This is a genomic window from Cellvibrio chitinivorans (genome assembly GCF_035117775.1).
Taxonomy (GTDB): domain Bacteria; phylum Pseudomonadota; class Gammaproteobacteria; order Pseudomonadales; family Cellvibrionaceae; genus Cellvibrio; species Cellvibrio chitinivorans.
Genome location: NZ_JAYKKN010000002.1, coordinates 368138 through 392258 on the forward strand (window position 1 = coordinate 368138; position 24121 = coordinate 392258).

General features: G+C 47.5%; 19 protein-coding genes. 12 read left to right on the forward strand and 7 right to left on the reverse strand.

The genetic code is table 11. The annotated features are described in order from the left end of the window. Positions 1-54 precede the first annotated feature (54 nt). A complete protein-coding gene (locus SPL68_RS08315; protein WP_323814628.1) occupies positions 55-747 on the forward strand; it encodes an acylneuraminate cytidylyltransferase family protein in 693 nt (230 codons plus the stop codon). Between the two features lie 89 nt (positions 748-836). On the opposite strand, the gene SPL68_RS08320 is transcribed toward SPL68_RS08315, so the two are convergent. Next, complete coding sequence (locus SPL68_RS08320; RefSeq protein ID WP_323814629.1) at positions 837-1487, reverse strand: hypothetical protein; 651 nt, start codon at positions 1485-1487, stop codon at positions 837-839. 273 nt (positions 1488-1760) lie between these two features. Here SPL68_RS08320 and SPL68_RS08325 point away from each other — a divergent pair, with 273 nt between their 5' ends. The 5 genes from SPL68_RS08325 (at position 1761) to SPL68_RS08345 (ending at position 9770) form a co-directional block, all read left to right on the forward strand. Beyond that, complete coding sequence (locus SPL68_RS08325) at positions 1761-2510, forward strand: electron transfer flavoprotein subunit beta/FixA family protein (RefSeq protein WP_323814961.1); 750 nt, start codon at positions 1761-1763, stop codon at positions 2508-2510. After that, positions 2507-3481 (forward strand): electron transfer flavoprotein subunit alpha/FixB family protein, encoded by a 975-nt coding sequence (locus SPL68_RS08330; RefSeq protein ID WP_323814630.1) that lies wholly within the window; start codon positions 2507-2509, stop codon positions 3479-3481. Before SPL68_RS08325 ends, SPL68_RS08330 begins: the two co-directional genes overlap by 4 nt. 120 nt (positions 3482-3601) lie before the next feature. Next, positions 3602-3799: a DUF2788 domain-containing protein gene (locus SPL68_RS08335; protein ID WP_323814631.1), complete on the forward strand. Its 198-nt coding sequence runs from the start codon at positions 3602-3604 to the stop codon at positions 3797-3799. Between the two features lie 61 nt (positions 3800-3860). Then, positions 3861-6050, forward strand: coding sequence for a response regulator (locus SPL68_RS08340; RefSeq protein WP_323814632.1), 2190 nt, complete (start codon positions 3861-3863; stop codon positions 6048-6050). 168 nt (positions 6051-6218) lie between these two features. Continuing rightward, positions 6219-9770: a ThuA domain-containing protein gene (locus tag SPL68_RS08345; RefSeq protein WP_323814633.1), complete on the forward strand. Its 3552-nt coding sequence runs from the start codon at positions 6219-6221 to the stop codon at positions 9768-9770. Positions 9771-9837: 67 nt separating this feature from the next. On the opposite strand, the gene SPL68_RS08350 is transcribed toward SPL68_RS08345, so the two are convergent. Together SPL68_RS08350 and SPL68_RS08355 are read right to left on the reverse strand one after the other, a co-directional pair. Continuing rightward, a complete protein-coding gene (locus tag SPL68_RS08350) occupies positions 9838-10263 on the reverse strand; it encodes a secondary thiamine-phosphate synthase enzyme YjbQ (RefSeq protein ID WP_323814634.1) in 426 nt (141 codons plus the stop codon). Between the two features lies 1 nt (position 10264). Beyond that, positions 10265-10609, reverse strand: a complete 345-nt coding sequence (locus SPL68_RS08355) for a HopJ type III effector protein (RefSeq protein ID WP_323814635.1) — start codon at positions 10607-10609, stop codon at positions 10265-10267. A gap of 157 nt (positions 10610-10766) precedes the next feature. Between SPL68_RS08355 and SPL68_RS08360 the strand changes: the two genes are divergently transcribed. From SPL68_RS08360 to fadA, 5 genes are all read left to right on the forward strand, one after another. Beyond that, the gene (locus SPL68_RS08360) at positions 10767-12464 is read left to right on the forward strand and encodes an NAD-dependent malic enzyme (protein WP_323814636.1); all 1698 of its coding nucleotides are present in this window, start codon (positions 10767-10769) and stop codon (positions 12462-12464) included. Between the two features lie 429 nt (positions 12465-12893). After that, on the forward strand, positions 12894-13256 hold the full coding sequence (locus SPL68_RS08365; protein ID WP_323814637.1) for an MmcQ/YjbR family DNA-binding protein: 363 nt from the start codon (positions 12894-12896) through the stop codon (positions 13254-13256). 74 nt (positions 13257-13330) lie between these two features. Then, positions 13331-13927, forward strand: coding sequence for a helix-turn-helix domain-containing protein (locus tag SPL68_RS08370; RefSeq protein ID WP_323814638.1), 597 nt, complete (start codon positions 13331-13333; stop codon positions 13925-13927). A 122-nt stretch (positions 13928-14049) separates the two neighbouring features. Next, entirely contained in the window at positions 14050-16200 is a 2151-nt protein-coding gene (fadB, locus tag SPL68_RS08375; RefSeq protein ID WP_323814962.1) for a fatty acid oxidation complex subunit alpha FadB, read from the forward strand. A 12-nt stretch (positions 16201-16212) separates the two neighbouring features. Continuing rightward, positions 16213-17391 (forward strand): acetyl-CoA C-acyltransferase FadA, encoded by a 1179-nt coding sequence (gene fadA, locus SPL68_RS08380; RefSeq protein WP_323814639.1) that lies wholly within the window; start codon positions 16213-16215, stop codon positions 17389-17391. Positions 17392-17519: 128 nt separating this feature from the next. On the opposite strand, the gene SPL68_RS08385 is transcribed toward fadA, so the two are convergent. The 4 genes from SPL68_RS08385 to SPL68_RS08400 all read right to left on the reverse strand — a co-directional run bounded on the left by SPL68_RS08385 (position 17520) and on the right by SPL68_RS08400 (position 21093). After that, the gene (locus SPL68_RS08385; RefSeq protein WP_323814640.1) at positions 17520-18269 is read right to left on the reverse strand and encodes a YciK family oxidoreductase; all 750 of its coding nucleotides are present in this window, start codon (positions 18267-18269) and stop codon (positions 17520-17522) included. Between the two features lie 68 nt (positions 18270-18337). After that, positions 18338-19006 carry an HAD-IA family hydrolase gene (locus SPL68_RS08390; RefSeq protein WP_323814641.1) on the reverse strand — a complete coding sequence of 223 codons (669 nt, stop codon included), beginning with the start codon at positions 19004-19006 and terminating at the stop codon, positions 18338-18340. Further along, positions 19006-19710 (reverse strand): bifunctional 2-polyprenyl-6-hydroxyphenol methylase/3-demethylubiquinol 3-O-methyltransferase UbiG, encoded by a 705-nt coding sequence (ubiG, locus tag SPL68_RS08395; protein ID WP_323814642.1) that lies wholly within the window; start codon positions 19708-19710, stop codon positions 19006-19008. Before ubiG ends, SPL68_RS08390 begins: the two co-directional genes overlap by 1 nt. 45 nt (positions 19711-19755) lie before the next feature. Continuing rightward, positions 19756-21093 carry a TRZ/ATZ family hydrolase gene (locus SPL68_RS08400; protein ID WP_323814643.1) on the reverse strand — a complete coding sequence of 446 codons (1338 nt, stop codon included), beginning with the start codon at positions 21091-21093 and terminating at the stop codon, positions 19756-19758. Positions 21094-21469: 376 nt separating this feature from the next. Here SPL68_RS08400 and gyrA point away from each other — a divergent pair, with 376 nt between their 5' ends. Continuing rightward, on the forward strand, positions 21470-24118 hold the full coding sequence (gene gyrA, locus SPL68_RS08405) for a DNA gyrase subunit A (RefSeq protein ID WP_323814644.1): 2649 nt from the start codon (positions 21470-21472) through the stop codon (positions 24116-24118). Positions 24119-24121 lie beyond the last annotated feature (3 nt).

Sequence of the window (24121 nt, forward strand, 5' to 3'; positions counted from 1 at the left end):
CTATTTTTTAAGCTTAGCTATACCATTCACGTTCGTTAGGATGTTGGAGGGGTTATGTCTACAGTCTTTGCTCTCATACCCGCACGCGGTGGCTCCAAAGGCATGCCGCAAAAGAACATTGCGCCTTTGGGCGATGTGCCTATGTTGGTTTATACGATCAACGCGGCGCTTAAATCGGAAGTGATCGATAGTGTTTATGTGTCATCCGACGACGATCAAACCCTCTCGGTTGCTCATTATTACGGAGCAGAAAAGTTCAAGCGCGACCCGCATCTGGCGCTTGATGACACCCCCATCGATGATGTGGTGACGGAATTTATCCATCGCATTAAAGCTGCTGAAAAAGACATTATTATCCTGCTTCCTCCCACATCACCTTTGCGAACGGCGGTTCACATTCGCGAGGCTCTGGCCGAGTTCCATGATTTTCCAACCTGCCGTGGGTTAATCAGTGTTTACGAAATTAATAATCAGCTGATCAAAGCTTATGTTGGCGGCGGTGAATATTTGACGCCGGTGACAGGTGCGCATTCGTCCTATATGCGCAGGCAGGATTTACCCTCGCTCTATATGCCTAATAACGCTATTTCGATTTTTAAGGTTGAGGAATTTATGCGTGAGCAGATGATTCCGCGCACTCACGAAGTGCCGTATTTGATGTCGCAAATGGATAGTTTGGATATAGATACGCCGGAAGATTTTGCGTTGGCGGAGGAGTACTTGGCGAACAAACGGGGTTACGGTTAAGCGGTTATCTTCGTGCGAAGAAACATCCTTGTTTCTGATTAAGCTTGCCTAAAAATGCCGCGCTTGTGGCGATGGAACCGTGAACAGGGTTATGGCGCAGGGTTATTCAATTGCTCAGCTTCTTTCTTTAATGCTTCTTCCAGTTCAAGTTGTTCTGCATCGACTTTTTTATTGACGGTATCCGTTACCGCATCAATTGGGTTATCGATAATTTTTTGTGCATCTTCTAATGCCTTTTTCTTTTCATTGATCACTGCACTGGCGGCTTGCGCTTGGTCGTAAGCGGTTTGCAGTTCTGTCGGCAGAGTTGGAATGATTTTTTCTTTGGCGCCTTCTACCTGCTCCGAGACAATATTCGGCACTCCATCTTTAATCAGCATAACCGCCATTTGGTTGGTATCTGCGTTCCACACCATCGCGGCTTTATCGGTAATGGTTTGCACTTGAGCGGGCGCATAACGTGACGCCACGTAAAACAGTGCGCCTTCCTGTTGGATTTCTTGTGCGGTGCGTAACAGCTTCATTGTGGGTTCGTATTTGTCGCCCAGCAGCGATGTCATGCGGTCTTTCACCATTGGCGTTTCAAACAGGTTTACTTCGTTTGGGTCAAAGCCAACCAGTGGTTTAAGAAAAGACCACATCAATTTACTTTGCAGCTGGTTGCCGATCAGAAGTGATGACACGCAAGCAGAAAGGAACAGGCAGATAACCGCGATAGAAAGAATTTTAGTCGTGCGCATAAACAGTCCGATAAACAATCTCGATAGTAAAAACGGGTTAAAAAAGAGGTTGGCAGTGTACGCAAAGCAAATCTTGCCGTACATAAGCTGAATGGGCGCTGGATGGTTATTTTGCGCGCCATTTTAGCGGCTCTCGCCCAAAATGATTGACGATTGATAGAGACCATTTAGTGAATATCCAGTGAATGTGTTTGAATGGTGCCTTCTGGCCGATTGGCTGTATTTGGTTTAAGTAATAACTCAACCTTGAGTTTGTATGACAAGGAATGCGCAGTGAAAGTGTTAGTGGCAATAAAACGTGTGGTAGATCCTGACGTCCGTGTGCGCCCTTTGGCGGATGGCAGTGGAATGGATATCGCCAACGCCAAAATGGTGATTAACCCATTTTGCGAACAGGCGCTCGAAGAGGCTATCCGCCTGAAGGAGCAGGGGCTTGCGACCGAGGTGCTGGTGGTCAGTATCGGTACGCTGGCCGTGCAGGAGCCGCTGCGCCGCGCACTTGCAATGGGAGCTGATCGTGCGCTGCATATCGAAACGGAAGCTTCACTTGAACCCCTGGCGGTTGCCAAGGTTTTGCGCGAAATCATCCGGCAAGAGCAACCGCAGTTGATTCTGCTCGGGCAGCAATCGGCAGATGGCGACCACGCCCAAACTGGTCAAATGTTGGCTGCACTCTGTGGCTATCCTCAAGGCACGTTTGTTTCCCATCTCGAATATCAAGGTGATGAAGTCTGGGCAACTAGCGAGGCAAATGGTTTTGTGCAGACGCTGGCGCTCAAATTGCCCACTGTTATCACCACGGGGTTGCGCCTCAATAGCCCTCGTTCTCCAACCGTGATGAATCTGATCAAGGCGCAGCAAAAGCCTTTAAGTCACATCCCAGCTGCAACACTGGGTTTGGATTTACAGCCGCGCTTGAATGTAATTTCCATTGAGGTGCCTAACTCGCGCCAGCAACTGGTAAAGGTGGCGACGGCGGCTGAATTGGTCGAAAAACTACGGCAGGAGGCCAAGGTGATATGACGCAGATAAACAAATCGCAATTTGACGCGGCCGTGTTGGTTTTGATCGAGCAGGGCACCAATGGTTTTAGCTCGATCAACTTCAAGGTCATGGGCGCGGTTGAACACTTGCGCGAGTTTAAGTCCTTGGCGATAGATCTGCTGGTCGTCGGGCAAAACTCTGCTGACGTGATTGGTGCTGCGGCGCGTATTCCGGGCATTCGGAAAGTATTGGTTGCGCAAGCTGAGAGTTGCGAGCACACAGAAACGCTGGCGCCTTGGCTGGCTAACGTAGCGCGTGATTATGCTTATGTCGTTGTTGGTGCCTCCTCGTTTGGGCGGAATCTGCTGCCGTCGGTAGCGGCGCTGTTGGATATCCAGCCCATAACCGATGTGATCGCAATCGAATCCGCCAATAGCTTTACTCGCCCGATTTATGCCGGCAGTGCGCTTGAGCGGGTACAGTCGAATCAGTCCATCAATCTGCTAAGCATTCGTGCCAGCGCGTTTGATGCGGTGCAGTTGGATGCTGGTGTGTCTGCAGCTGCACCGGTTGTTGCAGTAGCGGTTCCCGAGGCCGAGCCATCGAGCCGATTAATTCGCCGGCAACCACTGGTATCAGAGCGGCCAGAATTGACCTCGGCGCGCATAGTGGTGGCGGGCGGTGGAGGTTTGCAAACGGGTGAGGGCGTCTGCTTGCTTCATCAATTGGCGGATAAGCTGGGAGCCGGAGTTGGTGCCTCGCGTGCAGCGGTTGATGCCGGTTTTATCCCAAGTGATATGCAAGTCGGACAGACTGGCAAAGTGGTTGCGCCTGATTTGTATATCGCAGTGGGGGTATCGGGCGCAGTACAGCATCTGGCAGGGATGCGCGATTCGCGCGTAGTCGTCGCCATCAACAAAGACCCCTATGCGCCAATTTTTCAAGCGGCGGATTATGGTTTGGTAGGCGATCTGTTTGAGGTGGTGCCTCAATTGATTGAGTCTTTATAGCTGTTAATTGAATCCTTAGGGCTGTGGTATTTTGCTTTTTTTCACTGCTTTTTTCGCTAGAATGCCGCCCAATTCATCTTTTCCACTCTTGTCTTACATTTTTATCAGGCTAAATCGACTATGGATCTCGAACAATTTGAAACCTGGGCCATGTATATCTGCGGCGGCGGATTAATTATTTTTATGTTTTTCATTGTGTGGGATCTGGCTAAAAAGTCCAAAGCAGGCCGGTTTGGCACTTTCGTCCTTTTTGGGGTGCTGGGTTTTGCCATTATGGTATTTGTGATTAAAGAAATATTTGTGCACATTCTCGGCTAGTCTTAAGGCAATCGCCGATTTCAAATCTTGATTTCAATCCACCCCACCGACTGGATTAACCATGCTTCATTTTTTTGTCCCAGCCACCAAAGTTCAAAAAGACCGCGCCATCATGCGCGAGACAGATGCGCGTGTTGCCAAGTACAGCCGCCGCGGTTTAATTCTTAACTTTATCGTCTTTGTACTTTGCCTTGCCTTTGGTGATTTTCAGGAAAAAGAACACAATCTGGCGATAGTGTTGGTGACGGGATTATTTCTGGTAACGCTGGTACGCAGCTATTATCTTTTCCGCTTTGATGCGCTCTATGCCCGTGCGCCCACGCGTTGGCGCAATCAATATTTTTTCGCATCCTGTCTTGGCGCCGCATGGTGGAGCGTTATTCTCGTCACCCTGACTTGGGTGCAAGGGATGCGCGATGAAACCTTGGTGATGTGGCTTTATTCGGTCGTGTTTTATTCCAGTGTGGCCAACGTATTTGCTCCTTATCGCCACTTTCTCAGCTTGTATCTGGCCATTGGCCAGCTTCCCGCCGCAGTTACCGCAATCTTGTTAGGCACAGCGGAAGGCGCTTTGTACGGCAGCATTATGGTGGTGTTTTACATCATGCTCAGCCACCAAGGCAAAGTGACATCGCTGGCTTACTGGGAACGATTGGAAGCGCATTACGCGTTGCGTGAACGTGCGCAAGGTTTGGAAAATGAAAAGCGCACATCGCAAGCGCAGATGGAATTGAAAAACGAATTTTTGGTGAATCTCGGGCAGGAAATTCGCTCATCAATTAGCGATGTAATGAGTACGCTTTCGTTGATCGACGACAGTCAGCTGTCCGAACATCACCGCGAATTATTGACCACCGCAAACAAAGCCACCGGGCGCCAAATCGATCTGGTAAATAACGTGGTCGATTTTTCCAAAATTACCACCAAAACTTTGGTGCTGGATGAAGTTGAATTTGATCTTCGTCGCGTGCTCGAAAAGTTTGTGCAGGACTTTACGCTCGATGCGCATCAGCAGGGAATTGAACTCTTTTACAGTTTTGACCCTAACATGCCGCTGCGCGTCAAAGGTGATGTCACGCGCTTGAATCAGATTCTGGCGACCTTGCTCAATCACACGCTGAAGGCGAGCCGAATTGAGCATGTGTATATCGAAGCGCGTTTTCATCAGGAGCAAGATGATTTTGGTGAGCTGCAAGTCATCATCAGCGACAGCGAAAAAAATGTCGCCGGTGAAAATGATGCTGAAGCACACGAGAGCAATCAAAAAGGTATCGGCATCGCCATCTGTAAAGGACTGGCCGCTTGTATGGGTGGCAGTATTCACTTGCGTGAAAACAAAAACCGCGGCAATCGGGTTTTTATCAATATCGCTTTGCAAGTTATTTCCCATGAAGAGCGCCGTTTTGGTTCAGAGCAAAAATTGCGAGGAAAACGTGCACTCTTGGTGGATTTACCCGAACACAACGCCAATGCCTTAGCCGATGAAATTAATGCTTGGGGGATGGCGACTACGATTGTCTCAGGGCAGGAGCAAACCATCGCCAAACTGCGCGAGCAGGCTGCCAATAATTCGCCGTTTGATTTGGTGTTTATTTTTACTCGCTTAAACAGCATGAATGGTTTGGCGATTTCCCAAACAATTACCCAGCATCCTGAAATCGCGGGAGTAAAACAAATTTTGGCGATGGGCATCATGCAAAGTGACAGCCCGGAAATGAAATTGCATCTGCGTGCTCACCCGCAGGTCAGCATTATTGAAAAGCCTATTATGCGCCGTCGTTTGCACGATGTTGCAGTACAAAAATTATTGAATCTCAATGTGGATGAAGATCGTAAATCATCTGAAAAAGAAACACCGGCGCTGGCAATAGTGCCACGGGTGCTGCTGGTCGAGGATCATCGCGTTGATCAAATGGTTATTAGCGCGATGCTCAAAAAATTGGGCTGTTATGTGCAGGTTGTGCAAAACGGTTTAGAGGCAGTGGAGATTGTCGAGCAGGAGCGTTTTGATCTGGTGCTAATGGATTACGACATGAAAGAGCAAGATAGTATTGTAGCCTCAGGTAAAATTCGTAACCACGAACGTGAGACTCATAGCCTGCACCGTTTGCCGATTGTTGCAGTTACCTCAGCGCAGTCAGATGCTGATCAGGCTGTCTATATGGCGGCTGGGATGGATGACCATATCAGCAAGCCGATCCGTTACGATGAGTTAGAATCCCGTTTGCAACGCTGGCTGGAACCTGCATAACAAAACATTAAGCTCGGGAAAAAGCCCGGAAAAACAAAACGCAGGAAAAGAAGCGTTTACAAGCGTAAACCTGCAAGCTCATCAAAAATGCCACTGATACACTCAGTGGCATTTTTATTTTCACTACTATAATTTCTACAAAAATAATCAGTTCATACGGGTGTAACAATGAACAGAACTCATACTGTTATTTCATTTCGGTCTTTAATATTTAATCGAGTATTCTGCTTAATCGCATTGCTTGTCGGTTTGGTTGGTTGTGAACAAAACTCTGAGTCAGTCAGCAATCAAACAGATGCACTGTCATCTGTTGAGCCTCAGTCGATAAAAGGTGCGCACATTCTGGTTTTTAGCAAAACCGCAGGTTGGCGCCATGATTCCATTCCGGCTGGAATCGCTGCTATGCAAAAAATGGCTGCAGAACAGCAATTCACTGTTTTGGCGAGTGAGGATTCCAGCTTATTTAATGATGCCGATCTTAGCCAGTTTAATGCCATCGTTTTTTTAAATACCACGCTCGACATACTTGATGAAAACCAAGAGTTGGCGATGGAACGCTACATTCAGGCGGGCGGTGGTTTCGTCGGCATTCATGCGGCGGCAGATACCGAATGGGAAGGCGATTGGTTTTGGTATCGCAATTTAGTCGGAGCCGTTTTTAAAAATCATCCGAACACACCGAGCAATGTTCAGCAGGCAACCGTAAATTTCACCAATAAAAATCACGCCTCAACAGAAAAACTTCCCGATTCAATCAGCGTTGCGGATGAGTGGTATAACTATCGCGATATCTATGAATTTATTAATGTGGTGGCCAAGGTCGATGAGTCAACTTATCAAGGCGGTGAGCATGATCACGACCATCCCATATCCTGGTATCACGACTATGATGGTGGCCGCGCGTTTTACACGGGAATGGGGCACACCAGCGAATCCTTTTCCAATCCTGATTTGTTGGCACATTTGTTAGGTGGATTAACTTATGCGGTCGGTTTAAATCATAAAGGCGGTGATAAACCACATTTGGATTACACCAAATCCCGCCCTGAACATAATCGGTTTATCAAAAAGACCTTGGTTGAAAATTTGGATGAACCGGTAAAACTGGCGTTTTTCCCGAATGGTGATGCACTTATCGCACTACGCCCTGGAAAATTTCAGCGTATTGATTACAAAACCAGCGCTCTGAGTGATGCGGGAAAAATCACCGTTGCTTACGATAAATATCAGGAGTGGGGTTTGGTTGGGGTCGCTGTCGATCCCGATTTTGAAAAAAATCAATTCATCTACGCTGCTTTTACAACTAAAGACAACGAGGGGAAAATTTATCAGCGCTTATCGCGTTTTAACTGGCGAGATAATCAAGTCGATGCCGCCAGCGAACAACAAATTCTGCAATATCCTATTGATAATAATTGCTGTCATACCGGTGGTGATCTGGAGTTTGGCAACAACGGTGAATTGTTTTTTTCTACGGGCGATAACACCAATCCTCATGATCAGGATGGCTATTCGCCAATCGATTTTCGCCCAGACATGCAAAAGAACGATGACTTGCGTGCGGCGGGCAATACCAATGATTTACGTGGCAAAGTATTGCGTATAAAGCCAAAAGCGGATGGTGGTTATGATATTCCCGCAGGCAATTTGTTTGCCGATGCATCTCAAGGTCGCCCTGAAATTTATGTAATGGGCGCACGCAATCCTTATTCTCTGACTTTCGATAAAAAGACCAACACGCTTTTTTATGGCGATGTCGGACCGGATGCCAGTAATGATTCCGAAGAAAAAGGCTCGCGTGGCTACGATGAAGTCAATCGCGTAACGGCGCCCGGTAATTTTGGTTGGCCGCTTGTGATTGGGCAAAATAAACCTTACAAAATGTTTGATTACATCACCCAAAAAACTGGCCCGTTAGTGGATGTGAATCGCCCCATCAATAACTCACCCAATAATACTGGCGCAAAAGAGTTACCGCCTGCACAGCCGGCTTTTATCGCATACCCCTATGGTGTTTCTGATGTGTTTCCTGAAATGGGAACCGGTGGGCGTACTGCGTTAGTGGCGGATGTATATCACGCACAAGATTATCCTGAATCAGTTAACCGTTACCCTGAGTACTACAACAATAAATTATTTATTCTCGATTTTATGCGCGCCTGGGTGAAAGTGGTGAGTATGGATGAGCAAGGGCGAATCCAAAAAATTGAGCCTTTTGCTCCGCAAATTAGCTATGCATTGCCAATCGATTCACGCTTTGCGCCGGACGGCACTTTGTATGTATTGGAGTATGGTATGTCCTGGTTTACCGGCAACCCGGATGCACGTCTTGCCCGAATTGAATATGTAGGAGCTGGAAATCGTCCGCCTGTTGCTGAAATCTCCTTGAATAAAACCCAATATGGGATTCCCGCAACCGTTTACGCATCGGCGAAAAAATCAGTCGATTTGGATGGTGACAAAATTACTTACGCTTGGACATTGCGCTGTGCCGATTCTGTTTGTGACGAGCAGGCATTAGGCGATGGCGATGAATTGAAATTGGCTCTGGAAAAATCCGGAAAATATAATCTGGATTTGACCGTGACAGATGCTCATAACGCAAAAACAGTCGTAACCAGCGTGCTTGAAATCGGCAATGAGCCTCCAGTGATTGAATTCTCATCCAATCAAAACCAGTCATTCTTTTGGGTTGATACAGAACAATTCAGCTATAGCTTCAACGTTAATGATCAGGAAGATGGTGTGATTTCTGTAGTTGAAAATGCTAATCCATTAGTGACTTTTAATTATGTAAAACCCAAATCGTCATCGACATTAGGGCATCAAGTTGCGGATGTGGCTGAGCAAGCTAAGGCTCTGGTTGATGCAAACAATTGTTTGGGATGTCATAAGATAGACGAAAAAATGGTTGGCCCTGCGTTTCGCGATGTAGCTAAAAAATATCAAAAAGATCCCAAAGCAATTGAATATTTGGTAAACAAACTTGGCAACGGCGGAGCAGGTGTTTGGGGTGAAATGAATATGCCTGCATTCTCTGGTTTGACGGCGGCTGAACGCACTGCTTTGGCGACTTATGTGCTGTCACTAGCGGAAGATCCATCACCTAAGGGGTTGGCATTATCTGGTGTTGTCGAGTTGAAATCGCATCAGAAAAAAATGGCTGTGGTTGCGACAGAGAAGCCCTATACAGTTGACGGGGAAGCCTACATTTTCACCGCAAAATATACCGATAAGGGCGCGAATCGCCTTGCACCAATAACAGTGAGTAAACAGATCAAACTTATTCCGCCGCGTTTGGACTTTGATGGGGTGTTTAACGCTGACTTAGCGACAAAAGAAGCAAAGCCCGATACTTACAATGAAATCAAAACAATCAAGGTTTTGGGTAGCGAAGGTGTTTCAGGTTTTGGTATTGGGCGTTACGACCTAACATCTGTAACTTCCGTCAAAATCGGTGCGCTATTTTTCAAAGAAGCTACGCCGTGGATACTTAAGATTCGCCGCGATAACGCTGAGGGCGAAGTGTTGGCTGAGGGGCTGATATCACCGGCAACATTAAAAACCTACGGCCGAAATAGCATGCCGCTCAAAAATATATTGGCTGAAGCTGCTCCTGAAAAAGAAACATCCGGTTTTGTGGATTTGTATATTCAGGTTGAACCCGAACAAAAAACCACAGCAGAAGTTCGTTTGCAGGATATTAGCTTCGAAAAATAAAGCCTGTTGCACAAGGATGTGTAACAGGCTTTATGAATGACTCTTTCTACTAAGAAGAAATGTAACGCTAAAAGGTTTCACCTTGCAGCGTCACTACAAGTGAGCGGCTGCCACCGTGATTGCGATGCTCGCACAGATAAACACCTTGCCATATCCCCATATTCAAACGTCCGTTTGTAATCGGAATATTCAGGTTTGCCCCTAAAAGACTTGCTTTTAGGTGGGCGGGTAGGTCGTCACTGCCTTCATCGTTATGAAGATAATAAGGCTCATCTTCTGGTGCTATGCGATTAAAATAACTTTCGAAGTCTTTTCGCACCGTAGGATCTGCATTTTCATTAATAGTTAATGACGCAGATGTGTGTTTGATCAGAATATTCAGCAGTCCAACCTTACAGTTTGCAAGCTCGGGTAATTGTCGCAGGATTTCATCGCTAATCAGATGAAATCCGCGTGCGCGTGCTGCAAGACGAAACTCTTTTTGTACCCACATATTATTTGGAACTCAAAGCAGAGCCTTCAAACTGAATTCCGCTCCAACCAAATTGCATAAAGTTGCGAATATTCTGATGATCTTGTGCATCAGGATGTTGCAATACATCAACACGATAATAATCACCAAAACACACCAGTGTTTGAGCCTCAGTGAGGTTATGTAATTTTGCAAAAGAAAAAAGTTTGCAAGAACCAGAGTTTTGACCCGCTTCGTTTTTGAGTGAACCATTCTGAAATGCAGTAGGCGTAAAGTCGTAATTATTTTCAATAAGGGTCATGGTGTCGGCAAACTGAACGCTGTCAGGATTTGAATTAATTCTTTCAATAAATGTATCAATACTCATGTTTATCTCGCGTGATTAAAAGTAGAGGGGGAAAACAATTACGGGTTATTTTACCCTTCGTTGAATCAAATTAATAATTGTTCTTCCTTTGCTGGCCGTTCTACAGCAATTGCGCTATGGTTTGGATTAAATCCGCAGACATTCTCCAGTGATTACCATGGCAAAAAAACGTCCAATTTACATTCCCTTTGCTGGCCCGGCTTTGCTTGAAGCGCCTTTGCTCAACAAGGGCAGTGCATTTACCTTGCGTGAGCGGCAACAATTTAATCTGGAAGGCTTGCTGCCTTATAACATTGAAACAATCGAAGAGCAGGAGGCGCGCGTTTATCAGCAGCTTCGCTCATTTGATTCTGCAATCGATAAACATATTTATCTGCGCAATATTCAGGACACCAATGAAACTGCATATTTCCGGTTGGTAACTGACCATCTCACCGAAATTATGCCACTGATTTACACACCTACAGTCGGTTTGGCTTGCCAGCAATTCTCCAAAATCTATCGGCGCAAACGCGGATTGTTTATTTCTTATCCAGATCGTGACCGCATTGACGATATGCTGCAAAACGCGACCAAACAGAATGTCAAAGTGATTGTGGTGACCGACGGTGAGCGGATACTTGGGCTAGGTGATCAAGGCATCGGCGGTATGGGGATTCCTATCGGCAAGCTCGCGCTCTATACCGCATGTGGTGGCATCAGCCCAGCCTATACACTGCCGGTCACGCTGGATGTCGGCACTAATAACCAGGCGTTGTTGGATGATCCAATGTACATGGGCTGGCGCCACCCCCGTATTACCGGCGAAGAGTATTACGAGTTTGTCGATGAGTTCATTCAGGCGCTCAAGGTGCGCTGGCCGAATGCGCTGCTGCAGTTTGAAGACTTTGCGCAGGATCATGCGACGCCATTGTTAAATCGTTATCGCGATCAGCTCTGCTGTTTTAATGATGATATTCAGGGTACAGCGGCTGTGGCTGTAGGGACTTTGATGGCAGCCTGTAAAGCCAAAGGGGAGCAGTTAAAAGATCAGCGAATCGTATTTGCTGGTGCAGGTTCTGCAGGTTGTGGTATTGCCGATCAGATCGTGAAACAGATGAAAGCAGAAGGTGCTAGTGATGCTGAGGCGCGCAGCCGGATTTTTCTGATTAGTCGCGATGGACTGTTGCAACCAGGTATGCCGGGGTTATTTGATTTCCAAATCCCATTTTGTACGCCTGATGAGGTGGTAAATACTTGGATGTTGACCCATAAACGAGGTGATGGAGCTATCAACCTGCTTGATGTCGTCACTAATGCTCGCCCAACGGTCTTAATTGGCGTGTCCGGTCAGGCGGGATTATTTACCAAAGCCGTAGTTGAAGCCATGCAAGCGCATTGTGAGCGGCCATTGATTCTGCCGCTATCTAATCCAACATCCCAAGCTGAAGCTCAACCGGTCGATATTTTGCGCTGGACCTATGGTAAAGCAATGGTAGCAACGGGCAGTCCATTTCCGCCAGTTGATATGGGGGAGCGGATTTTTGATATCGCCCAATGCAATAACAGTTACATTTTCCCGGGTATTGGCTTGGGTGTGATCACCGCCAAAGCCTCACGTATTACCGACAATATGATGATGACGGCCAGTAAAGCATTGGCCGATTCATCGCCGATTGTACAAACCGGAGCAGGGGCTTTGCTGCCGCCACTGGAGACAATTCGGGAGGTGAGCAAGATCATTGCTAAAGCCGTTATCCTGCAGGCTATTGCTGATGGTGTAGCTCTCCCAATCCCTCATGAGTTGGTTGACGATAAGATCGAAAAGAATTTTTGGCAACCGGAGTATCGTGAATATAGACGCACATCGTTTTAATTCATGTTGGGCGATAAATTTAAGCAATTACTCGCTCTTTATATATATGCTAGGCTCCAAGTGAGAGAGTAAGAAAACGCGACATCTTGATCGGCATGGGCACTGAAAAATCCGTGAAACAAAGCCAAATTGAGGGTGTCAACTGGTCACATTGACCATTTAATGGTCAGGTAAATAAAAATTGATGAATTTCGCGCCATTCTTGCTATCGTTTCTTTAATAGCTGATGCAGAATAGGCGCTAGGTGAGGGAGCGGGGCCGATCTAAAGGTAATAATGAGCACAAGTTGTTTTCTTGTTGCCTATACTTGACAGGCATTGCATGTAGGAATTTGCGACAAGAGCAACATAATTACCTCTGTAATTGCTCGACCTTAACCCTATTTATAGCTTTTTAATCGACCTGAGTTGTTCGATAAAGGACTAAAACATGGATTTTCTTTCCACACAAAAATACCTTTTAACTAAACATCAAGCCAAAGAAATGTTCCCTTCTGGCCCCGATATGGCGGTCTATAAGGTGTGCCACAAAATGTTCGCGACTCTGACGGCAGAAGGTGGTGTGCCACGTGTTAGCCTGAAGTGTGACCCTGATCTTGCATTGCAATTGCGTGAACAATACCCAGCGGTTCGCCCTGGTTTCCAGATGAACAAAAAGCACTGGAACACCATCATTTTGGATAGCTCAATCCCTACTGAGCAAATTCAGCGCATGATTGATCACTCCTATCAGTTGATTGTGGACAATTTGCCAACAGCTGAGCGCGACCAACTGCTTGCCTCCAAAAAGTAAACGTCGCTAAAAGCATCGGGTGTTTACCCGATGCTGATGTTTATCCTGCGTTCTCCTGTTTGTAGGTACCAAGCATGTCGCACGATGCAACTGGTATAGATACATCACCAAACCTTTCGACTTCTCCTCATGAGTCTGCGGATGCTGCTTGCGCTGTCGATACTGCCGTACGTTTAAAGCTGATTCGCGATGTTTTTGGATTCTCCCAGCGTGAGCTTGCCAAGCGGGCAGGGGTTACTAACAGCAGTATTTCGATGATTGAGCAGGGACAGGTCAGCCCAAGTATTCAATCCCTTTCTCGTATTCTTGCGGTTTTTCCAATCTCCTTGACTGACTTTTTTGGTTTTGATCTCGTAAATCAAGTTGATAGTTCGCCGCTGAAAGGTGCAGATTTTGAGGCTGAAGGCAGTGATTCTTATAGCTCCCGGCAGTTAAGTACTTGTGTAGAGCGATTATCAGCAGGGCAATTCACTGTGTTTTGTTTTTCCGTTGTCGATACGGCCGGAGTGATCATTGATGGCTCTGTGAGTTTGACCTTGTTGACAGGAAACCGGTTATTGCAACAAGGGGACCATTTTTATATTCCTGCCCATCAGCTATTTCGGTTTATTAATCTTTCTGAGCGCGATGCTAGCCTGTTTCGCTGTTCGCTTTTTATGCATAAAGGCTAAATGACGCAATTTTTGTGCGTTATTGTCCCCACCATCTGCACTCATTCAAGGCAAGCTCTTCTCAGCCTGCTACACTCAAAGCCAGATTTTCCCTCCTCGTTCCTAACTAGAAAGAGAGATTTATTATGTTTCAAGGAAAAGCCCTAACGGTTTCTCTGCAACCGGATGGTATTGCTGAGCTGACTTTTGATTTACAAGGTGAATCGGTAAACAAATTCAGTTTGCTTGTCGTTTCAGAACTTCAACAGGTGCTCGATCTACTCGAAAAAGCAAAAGATGTGCGTGGCCTGTTGGTTAAAAGTGCTAAGGATGTATTTATCGTCGGCGCCGATATTATGGAATTCGGTGCCGTATTTGCTGAAGGTCCTGAAAAAATTACAGGGCATTTGGCGACTAATAATCAAAACTTTTGTCGCCTTGAGGATTTGCCATTTCCCACCGTTGTGGCCATCAATGGCTTTGCGCTGGGTGGTGGTTTGGAGTTTTGTTTGGCATGCGATTACCGCGTGGCCAGTACCGCTGCCAAAGTGGGCTTGCCTGAAACCAAGCTGGGCATCATCCCCGGCTGGGGTGGTACAGTTCGCTTGCCGCGTGTGGCAGGGCTTGATACTGCGGTTGAATGGATTGCTGCCGGCAAGGAAAACGACGCTGCAACAGCATTGACCGCTCGCGTTATCGATGCGGTTGTAGAACCGGAAAAATTGCGCGATGCAGCGCTGCACTGTTTGCAGCAGTGCATCAGCGGCAAGTTCGATTATCAAGCGCGTCGTGCACAGAAAAAAGCACCGCTGAAATTAAATTTCATCGAATCGATGATGGCATTTGAAACTTCAAAAGCCTTTGTTGGTGGCCAAGCTGGGCGAAATTATCCCGCGCCTGTTTCTGCTATCAAGGCAATGCAAAAAGCAGCGGATAAAGGCCGCGATGAAGCCTTACAAGCCGAAGCTGAAAACTTTGCGAAAATGGCACAAACGCCAGTTGCTCAGTCGCTGGTGGGGATTTTTGTCAACGAACAATTCCTGAGTAAAAAGGCCAAAGGTTGGGAGAAAAAAGCCGACAAAAAAGTCGGGCGCGCTGCCGTTTTAGGGGCTGGAATCATGGGCGGCGGTATTGCCTATCAATCGGCGCTGAAAAGTGTACCGATTAAAATGAAAGACATCGCTCAGAAGGGGATTGATCTTGGTCTCGCGGAAGCCAATAAGTTATTGAGCAAACGTGTCGAACGTAAAAAATTAACTGCGTCAGAAATGGGCGATGTGCTTAATCGCATTGAACCTGCGCTGACTTACGATGGCTTTGATCAGGTAGATATCGTTGTTGAAGCTGTTGTGGAAAACCCCAAAGTCAAAAAAGCGGTTTTGGCCGAGGTGGAGTCCAAGGTCAACAGCGATACCGTGCTGGCATCCAATACTTCAACGATTTCTATCACCTATTTAGCAGAAGGCTTGGCTCGCCCTGAAAACTTCTGCGGCATGCACTTTTTTAACCCTGTGCACATGATGCCTTTGGTAGAAGTTATTCGTGGTGAAAAAACCTCTGACAACGCTATTGCCCGCACAGTTGCTTACGCGAATGCGATGGGTAAGAAGCCGATTGTGGTTAAAGATTGCCCTGGTTTCTTGGTGAACCGTGTGTTGTTCCCCTATCTAGCGGGTTTTGCGATGTTGGTGCGTGACGGCGTAGATTTCCAGCGCATCGATAAGCTCATGGAAACCTGGGGTTGGCCAATGGGGCCTGCTTATTTGCTGGATGTGGTGGGCATAGATACCGCTGTTCATGCTGAAAAAGTGATGGCAAATGGCTTCCCAGATCGCATGCAGCGCGATTTTACCTCCTGCACCGATGCACTTTTTGCTGCTGGCCGTTTAGGGCAGAAAAATGAAAAAGGTTTCTATAACTACGAGCTGGACAAGAAAGGCAAGCCAGCAAAAGTAGCTGCTGCGGAAGTGGCTGACATTCTCAAGCCCACGATTCAGGGCGCAATCGAGATCAGCGATGAAGACATTATTGCGCGCATGATGATCCCTATGGTGACTGAACTGACGCGCTGTCTTGATGAAGGTATTGTAGAAACAGCCTCCGAGGCGGATATGGCGCTTGTTTACGGCACTGGGTTTCCTCCATTCCGCGGCGGCGTGTTCCGCTGGGTCGATTTTATCGGCGCGCAAACATTCTGCGATATGGCAGCAAAATTTGCCGCACTTGGGGCGCTGTATCAAGCGCCAGATAGTCTCAAAGCCAAAGCGGCTAATAATCAAAAATTTTACGGCTAAGGAGATAATCAGATGAGTTTACAACCACGCGACGCCGTCATTGTTGATTATGCCCGCAGTGCTATGGGGCGCTCTAAAAACGGTTGTTTCCGTCACATGCGCGCGGACGATATTTCCGCAGCAATCATCAAAGGCTTGCTTGCACGCAACCCACAACTTGACCCTAATACCATTGATGATTTGCTCTGGGGCTGCGTGATGCAGCGTGAAGAACAGGCCTTTAATGTCGCGCGCAATATTTTATTGCTGGCTGGTTTACCGCACACTATTCCCGCGCAAACCATTAACCGTTTGTGCGGTTCATCCATGTCGGCATTGCATACAGCTACGGTCAATATTCGCGCAGGTCAAGGTGATGTTTATTTGATTGGTGGCGTTGAGCACATGGGGCATTTGCCTATGTATGAATCCGTCAGCATCAACCCTCTGCTGGGGCTTTCGGTAGCCAAGGCCGCAGGCAACATGGGGATGACAGCGGAATATCTCGCACTTTTGCATGGCATTAACCGCCAGCAGATGGATGAGTTCGGTGCTCGTTCACATCAACTTGCGGCTAAAGCACGAGAGCTGGGCAAATTTAGTCGCGAGATCATTCCTGTTGATGGTCATAACGGCGATGGTTTTTTGATATCAGTTGATCAGGATGAAACCATCCGCCCTGAAACCACCGTTGAGGCTTTATCAAAACTACCACCGGTGTTTGATCCTAAAAATGGCATGGTTACAGCCGGCACCTCATCTCAGCTGAGTGACGGGGCATCGGTAATGTTGGTGATGTCGGCTGAGCGCGCTAAATCTTTGGGCTTAAAGCCTATCGCCAAGGTGGTTTCTTTGGGACTTGCGGGTGTTGATCCATCAATCATGGGTTATGGGCCGGTTCCATCCACTGAAAAAGCGTTGAAATCAGCCAGCTTAACAATGGATGACATAGATGCAGTTGAGCTCAACGAGGCTTTCGCCGCTCAGGCATTGCCTGTGTTGAAGGATCTAAAACTGCTGGATGCGATGAACGACAAGGTCAATTTGCACGGCGGCGCCATTGCATTGGGGCACCCTTTTGGTTGTTCCGGCACCCGTATTACCGGTTCATTGTTGACGGTGATGCAGGATCGGGATTTGAATCTAGGTGTTTCAACTATGTGTATTGGTTTAGGGCAGGGAATCACCACTGTGCTGGAGCGATTAAACTGAGTTGCCTTTTAGGTAGTGGGGTGTGGGGGAGGTGGCTAGTCTGTTTCCCTTGGGGGTTATCCCATCTTGCATGTCGCGATTAAGGAGATCATTCGATCTCCTTTTTTGTTGGGCGTGTTTTTCTTTTATTACTGATAATGAAATGACTGTCCGCTGATGCCAATTGAATCATCACTCAATAGATATACATAAGATGGCATTAATGCGTCCGGTGATTTTATTGTTTCGGGATTTTCTGCAGGGTAGGCCGACGCACGCATCGCTGTACGAGTTGCGCCTGGGTTGATGCTGTTGGCTCGAATGTGTGTTGCCTCTTCAAGTTCATCGTGCAAGGTTTGCATCAAATTTTCTGCAGCTGCTTTTGATGCAGCATAAGCGCCCCAAAACGCGCGGCCTTTGAATGCAACGCTGGAGCTGGTGAATATAATGCTTCCATTTTCTGCGCGCTCTAGTAGCGGCAATAAAGCTTGCGTCATCATAAACGGCGAGTTGACGTTGACTTGCATACAGCGCAGCCAGGCGTTGGCGGAATAGTTGCTTAGCGGCGTGCGCTCACCCAAGTCTGCGGCATTAAATAATATGCCATCTAAATGTCCAAAGGTTTCATCGAGTGCATTGCACATATCGAGGTAATCTTTTTCAACTGCACTTTCTAGGTTGAGAGGGTAGATTGCCGGTTGTGGATAGCCTGCAGCTTCGATTTCATCGTAAACCTGTTCCAGTTTGGCCATGGTGCGACCGCAGAGGATGACTGTTGCGCCGCAGGCTGCGAAAGTTTTTGCTGCAGTTTTACCGATTCCGTCTCCTGCACCAGTAACCAGAATAATTTTTTCTTTAAGTGCGTCAGATTTAATAATGTAATCGTTTGGGATTTGCATGGCTTTGTCTTTAGCTTGAATGTGAATTTATTGCAGTAGATTCATTTCTACGAATCAGTGTTGGTTGCTTACAGATATTTCTCAATGATGGGCCAGATTTCATCTGCGTGATTTACGCTGTGGTCGGCATTCCAGGTTGCAGGATCTTCTCCCTCATCAAGATAACCGTAGGTTGCGGCAATAGTGATGCTGCCAGCGTCTCTGCCGCAGTCGATATCGCGCTTATGATCGCCAATAAAAATAATCTCTTGTGGTGTACAACTAAGTTGAGTGCCGGCCAGAAATAATGACTCAGGGTTAGGCTTGGGTGCGCTCACATGATCCGGGCAAATAATACTGGCAGGTGGTGGTTGTATATTCATATCAACCATGAGTGGCAGTGTGTACATGGCGGGCTTGTTGGTGGCGATTCCCCACAAAATATTGTGCGCTGCTAATTGCGCGATCAATTCATTAATACCGGGAAAGGGTTTGGTGTGTACTGAGTGATTTTGCAAATACAGTTCGAGCAAGCGCTGACGTAATGGCTCGAATTGCTCATTGTCTTCGTCGATTGCAAATGCCAATTTGATGAGCGCTTTGGAGCCGTTGGAAACACCGGCGCGAATAGTGTCTGCTGGCAGTGCAGGGCGCCCTTGTTCAACAAGTAGTTGGTTCACAACCACGATAAAATCGGGTGCGGTATCCAATAAGGTTCCATCAAGATCGAACATTACCGCGCGAATAGTTTTGGGCATTAGTTGCTAACCTTTTTTGCGTGCAGAAGATAATTAACACTGACATCGTTCGGATCGAGTTTGTAGTGTTTGGTAAGCGGGTTATAGGTCATGCCGCTTATGCTTTGCAATTCCAGTCCTGCATCGCGCAACCATTTGGCTAGTTCGGAAGGGCGAATGAATTTGCTGTAGTCATGCGTGCCTTTTGGTAGGAGTTTTAAAATATATTCCGCACCGAGAATCGCGAAGGCATAGGCTTTAGGGTTGCGATTAATGGTGGAAAAATAAACATCGCCACCATCTTTTACCAAAGTTGCGCAAGCGCGTACAACGGATGATGGATCTGGCACGTGCTCCAGCATTTCCATACAGGTTACTACATCAAATTCGCCGGGCATTTGCGCGGCTTTTTCTTCTGCGGTGATTTGTTCGTAAGTTAGTTCAACTCCGCTTTCCAGTGCGTGCAAGCGCGCTACTGCAAGCGGGGCTTCGCCCATGTCGATACCTGTTACTGTGGCTCCGCGCTGTGCGAGGGATTCAGCAAGAATACCTCCACCACAACCTACATCGATTAGTTTTTTTTGCGCAACAGGTGAGTGTTCATCAATGAAATTGGCGCGCAGGGGGTTGATGTCGTGCAGAGGTTTGAATTCGCTGTTTTTATCCCACCAGCGACTGGCGAGAGCTTCAAATTTTGCAATTTCGGCAGCGTCGACATTGGCCATATTGTTTCCCATTCCTGTAAAAGTAATCTGTCAATGTGAGATTGTTTAGTGAGCGGCGATTTGTTTACGCCACCAATTGGCTTTGCCTAAAATTTCACGCTCATCCAATGTTTGTAATTGGCGATTGCTAAGTAGCGCCTTGCCCTGTACCCACACATGCGTCACAGCTTGACCTGCGTGGGTGTAAACCAATTGTGAAGCAGGGTTATATAAAGGTTGAGCGCCCAGCCCACTTAAATCAATAGCGGTAATATCGGCGAATTTACCCACTTCAAGGCTGCCGATTTTTTCCTCCATGCCTAATGCTTTAGCGCCATTCAGTGTGGCCATGTGCAATGCAGTGTGTGCATCAACTGCAGCAGCATCGCCTGCAACTGCTTTGGCGAGCAGGGCAGCTGTTTTCAGCTCGCTAAATAAATCCAAATCATTATTGCTCGCTGCTCCATCGGTGCCGAGCGCTACATTAATGCCGGCTTTTTGTAATTTATCGATAGGACAAAAGCCGCTCGCTAATTTCAAATTGGATTCAGGGCAATGAATAACATGCGCTCCGGTTTGCTGCAGGATGTTGATGTCGCTTTCTGCGATTTGCGTCATATGCACACACTGGGTCAGTGATGAGAGTAATCCTAATTCCATTAATCGCTGCGATGGACGCTTGCCGTATTGTTTAAGTGATTCTTCTATCTCAAATGCAGTTTCATGTAGATGAATTTGCACCGGCATGTCCATCTCTTGCGCAAGTACGGCAATTTTTTGTAGTGGTGCATCGGAAACTGTGTAGGGCGCGTGAGGGCCGAAAGCGATGTTGATGTGGTCGCTGCCACGCAGGCTGTCGTGCAGCGCGAGGCCTTTGGTGAAGTAATCATCTGCACCCAACCCCCAAGCAGTTCCGAAATCGAAAATCGGGAAGCTGATTTGGCTGCGCATTTTTGCTTCCAGGCAAACCTGTGCGGCCTGTTCCGGGAAAAAGTACATATCGGCAAAGCAGGTGGTGCCGGATTTAATCATTTCTGCCATGGCGAGCTGGGTGCCATCGCGTACAAATTCCTCGCCCACCCAACGGCTTTCCGTAGGCCAGATGTGATCGTTAAGCCAGGTGTGAAGCGGTTGATCATCGGCGTAGCCGCGCAGCAGGCTCATGGCTGCATGACCGTGAGCGTTGACTAAGCCGGGTATGAGTGCATGGCTATTGAGATTGATGGTTTCGGCGGCAGCAAAACGGCGTTCAGCTTCTTCCTGTGGAATCAGTGCCTCAATTCGGCCTTTGTCGATTGCCAGTGCACAATTTTCCAGTACACGATTCTCTGGCACCACCGGAATGATCCAGCGGGCTTTTATGATCAAGTCTATTGGGCGTGGCTCGGCGGTCGTTGTCAGCATAAGAGATGGCGGAAACTCGGGCATAAAAAGGGCGCACAGTATACTGCAAAGCCCCTTATCGGCGATGGGGGATTTGGCGCCTATCGCCTTGGTGATTGGTTTTTTGTTGGTACTTCGGTTTTTGCCTGTATTTTCATGGTGATAGCGACCGCTCAAGTGCCTATCTGGCAGAAATTGTGCTACCATCGCGCCCCTGAATTAAGCGTTAGATGCATTTTTAGCCAGTCTTTTATTTGGTAGGTAGTAGGGTAGTGGTTTCGCTTTAATTTGATTGGTGCGCAAATCAGGCGCTATCTGTCAGTCATATCGATATCGACCCAGAACCAAACCTTAATATAAGCCCATAGCTTTAATAAGAAAGGAAAGCTGTATTCCCATGGTCGAATTCGCCAAAGAAATATCACCGGTAAGTATTGAAGACGAACTCAAGCAGTCCTACCTTGACTACGCCATGAGCGTAATTGTGGGGCGCGCTTTGCCCGATGTGCGTGACGGCTTAAAGCCAGTGCATCGTCGCGTGCTCTATGCGATGAGCGAACTCAATAACGATTGGAATAAGCCCTACAAAAAATCTGCCCGTGTGGTGGGTGACGTAATCGGTAAATATCACCCTCATGGTGATACCGCTGTGTACGACACTATTGTCCGTATGGCGCAGCCTTTCTCTCTGCGCTACATGTTAGTTGATGGTCAGGGTAACTTCGGTTCGGTCGATGGTGACCGTGCAGCAGCTATGCGTTATACCGAAATCCGCATGGCCAAAATTGCACACGACTTGCTCGCCGATTTAGATAAAGAAACAGTTGATTTCGTACCTAACTACGATGGTACCGAGCAAATCCCGGCAGTAATGCCGACACGCATCCCCAATTTATTGGTGAACGGCTCCTCAGGTATCGCCGTAGGTATGGCGACCAACATTCCGCCGCACAACTTGAAAGAAGTAGTGCAGGGCTGTCTCGAATTGATCAATAACCCGGATATCACCATCGATGAGTTGATGGAGTTTATTCCTGGGCCAGATTTCCCAACTGGAGCCATTATTAATGGTCGCGCAGGTATAGTGCAGGCTTATCGCACTGGCCGCGGCAGTGTCATTATCCGTGCTAAAGCGGAAATTGAACGCGATGAAAAAACCGGCCGTGAGACGATTATTGTTCACGAGATCCCTTATCAGTTGAATAAGGCGCGTTTGATTGAGCGTATTGCCGAGCTGGTAAAAGAAAAGAAAATCGAAGGTATTAGTGAGCTGCGCGACGAGTCCGACAAAGACGGTATGCGTATTGTTATCGAAGTTAAGAAAACCGAATCTGCGGATGTTCTGCTTAACAACCTCTTCGCGCAAACCCAGCTGCAAACTACTTTTGGTGTAAACATCGTTGCGTTGGACGATGGCCAGCCAAAAATCCTCAATCTTAAAGAGCTGCTTGAAGCCTTTGTTAAGCATCGTCGTGAGGTTGTTACTCGTCGTACTGTGTATTTGTTGCGCAAGGCGCGCGAGCGCGGTCATATTTTGGAAGGTTTGGCAGTTGCCATCTCCAATATCGACGAAGTTATCGCACTGATTAAAAACTCAGCCTCTCCCGCAGAAGCAAAAGACAGCTTGATGGGGCGCGGCTGGGATGCAGCTGAGATGGTGCCCTATCTTGAACGCGCCGGTAAAGATGCTTGCCGACCTGAAGACTTGGGTGCTGAGTTTGGTATACGCGATGGTCGCTACTATTTATCTGCTGCGCAGGCCCAGGCGATTCTTGAGCTGCGTCTGCATCGTTTGACCGGCATGGAACACGATAAGCTGCTCGCTGAATACGATGAAAAATTGGTTCAAATTGCCGAATTCCTGGAAATTCTTGGCAATGCTGTTCGCTTGATGGAAGTAATCCGCGAAGAGTTGACTCAGGTTATCAATGACTACGGCGATAATCGTCGCACCGAAATTGTTGCATCTACGCTCGATTTGACCACAGAAGATCTGATCAATGTTGAAGATCGCGTTGTGACCATCTCTCACGGTGGTTACGCGAAGAGTCAGCCGCTGGCCGATTATCAAGCACAGCGTCGCGGCGGCATGGGCAAGTCAGCTACTGCCGTAAAAGATGAAGACTACGTTCAGCACTTATTAATCGCGAGTACACATGACACCGTGTTGCTGTTTACCAACGCAGGTAAAGTGTATTGGTTGAAGGTTTACATGATCCCGGTGGCAGGTCGTCAATCCCGTGGGCGCCCGGTTATTAACTTGTTGCCATCGCTGGAAGAGGGCGAGCGAATTACATCGATCCTCCCAGTGAAATCCTACGACGAAGATAAATTTATCTTTATGACGACGGCTAATGGCACCGTGAAGAAAACAGCGCTGACTCAATTCTCTCGCCAACGCAGTGTTGGTTTGCGTGCAATTGAATTGGATGAGGGAGATACTCTGGTCGGAACAGCTATTACTGATGGTTCTTGCGATGTGGTTCTGTTCTCCAGTTCCGGCAAAGCCGCACGTTTCCGCGAATCACAGGTTCGCGCAATGGGACGCACCTCGCGCGGTGTGCGCGGTATTCGTTTGGCCGAAGGTCAGCGTGTAGTGGGCATGGTAATCCCAATGGAAAATGGCCAGGTTCTCACTGTGAGTGAAAATGGCTACGGCAAGCGTACCGAGGTAGGTGAGTTCCCAGCAAAAGGTCGCGGCTCTCAGGGTGTTATCGGTATGCAAACTACCGATCGTAACGGACAATTAGTGGGTGCGGTACAGGTGTTTGATGGCGAGGAAATCATGCTGATTTCTGATCAAGGCACTATGGTGCGTACACGCGTTGACGAGGTTTCTGTACTTAGCCGTAATACTCAAGGGGTTCGCCTGATCAAGCTGAAAGAGGGCGAGCGTATGCAAGGTCTTGAGCGTATCGAAGAAAGTGCGGATGAAAATGCAAAGCGTGAAGTTGCGCGTGCGGAAGCAGCGGAAGGTGAAGTGCTGGATGATGCCTCAGCTGACGACATTGCAGATGATATCGAAGGCGAATCAAGCGACGAGTAAGTA